This is a genomic window from Rhodococcus sp. IEGM 1351, assembly GCF_030056875.1.
Taxonomy (GTDB): Bacteria; Actinomycetota; Actinomycetes; order Mycobacteriales; family Mycobacteriaceae; genus Rhodococcus_F; species Rhodococcus_F opacus.
On record NZ_JASHKU010000086.1, the window covers coordinates 1 to 1,079 of the forward strand.

Below are 1,079 nucleotides of genomic sequence, written 5' to 3' on the forward strand. Positions count from 1 at the left end.
ACCACCTGCGTCGCGAGCAGCGAGTTGCCGCCCAGGGTGAAGAAGTCGTCGTCGAGCCCGACCCTCTCGCGGCCGAGGACATCTGCGAACACGCCGGCAACGACCCCCTCCGCCACCGTCACCGGCGCCCGGTACTGCGGCACCGGAAACACCGGTGCCGGCAACGCCCGCCGATCCACCTTCCCACTGGCCGTCAACGGCAATCGATCCAGCACGGTAATCGGTGAGGGCACCATGTAGTCGGGGAGGTGGTCGGCGGCGAAGGTGTGGATCGTGGTGGGGTCGAGGGGGGTGTGGTTGCGGGGGACGACGTAGCCGACGAGTCGGTCGCCGGTGTGGGGGTCGTGGTGGACTGTCACTGCGGCGTGGGTGATGTCGGGGTGGGTGGTGAGGGTTGCTTCGATTTCGCCGAGTTCGATGCGGTGGCCGCGGATTTTGACTTGGAGGTCGCGGCGGCCGAGGTATTCGAGGTTGCCGTCGGGGTGCCAGCGGACGAGGTCGCCGGTGCGGTACATGCGTTCGCCGGGTGGGCCGTAGGGGTTGGCGACGAACCGTTCGGCGGTCAGTGCGGGTCGGCTGTGGTATCCGCGGGCCAGCTGGATCCCGGCCACATACAACTCGCCCACCACCGCCACCGGTACCGGATGCAAGCGGTGGTCCAGCACGTAGGCGTGGCAGTTGATCTGGGGTGTGCCGATGGGTACCACCGACTCTTCGTGTTGGGTGCAGCGGTGGCAGATGACGCTGACGGTGGTTTCGGTGGGCCCGTACTGGTTCCATACCGTCGCCGGACCGAACTCCGCCAACCGTGCGACCGTCTGCCCGGACAGCGTTTCACCGCCGAGGTAGACCACCCGCACGCCGCGGAGGACGTCGGGTGATCGGCTGGCCATCAGGGCGGTCAGTATCGTCGGCACCGACGACATGTGGGTAATCGCTTGGGTGCGGATGAGTTCGGCGAGGTAGTCGGGGTCGCGTTGGCCGTCGGGCCCTGCCAAGACCACGCAGCCCCCGACCTGCAGCGGTGCGAAGAGGTCGGGGGTCGATGCGTCGAAGGTCACCGCGTTGCTCTGCAGAAG

At 67.7% G+C, this 1,079-nt stretch carries 1 protein-coding gene; it reads right to left on the reverse strand.

Annotated elements, in window-relative coordinates; all coding sequences use genetic code 11:
- On the reverse strand, window positions 1–1,061 hold a 1,061-nt coding region (locus tag QM806_RS40865), incomplete at its 3' end, for a non-ribosomal peptide synthetase (RefSeq protein WP_283295039.1).
- Between the last annotated feature and the right edge of the window lie 18 nt (window positions 1,062–1,079).